Source organism: Bacillus sp. MHSD_36, from assembly GCF_030757775.1.
Taxonomy (GTDB): domain Bacteria; phylum Bacillota; class Bacilli; order Bacillales; family Bacillaceae_G; genus Bacillus_A.
Genome location: NZ_JAVBIS010000042.1, coordinates 1 through 203, shown reverse-complemented (window position 1 = coordinate 203; position 203 = coordinate 1). Strand labels below are relative to the sequence as shown.

Genomic DNA, 203 nt, shown 5'->3' with positions numbered 1-203 from the left:
TTTTTATTGCAAGAGCCATTAGCTCAGTTGGTAGAGCATCTGACTTTTAATCAGAGGGTCGAAGGTTCGAGTCCTTCATGGCTCACCATTTTAATGAAATATGCGGGTGTGGCGGAATTGGCAGACGCACTAGACTTAGGATCTAGCGCCTTTGGCGTGGGGGTTCGACTCCCTTCACCCGCACTTTTAACAAAATAACTCAA

General features: G+C 46.3%; 2 tRNA genes. Both read left to right on the top strand.

Features of this window, described 5'->3' with window-relative positions:
• Positions 1-12: 12 nt before the first annotated feature.
• Positions 13-88, top strand: a tRNA-Lys gene (locus Q9B79_RS26920).
• Positions 89-102: 14 nt separating this feature from the next.
• Positions 103-183, top strand: a tRNA-Leu gene (locus tag Q9B79_RS26915).
• The last annotated feature ends 20 nt before the right edge of the window (positions 184-203 follow it).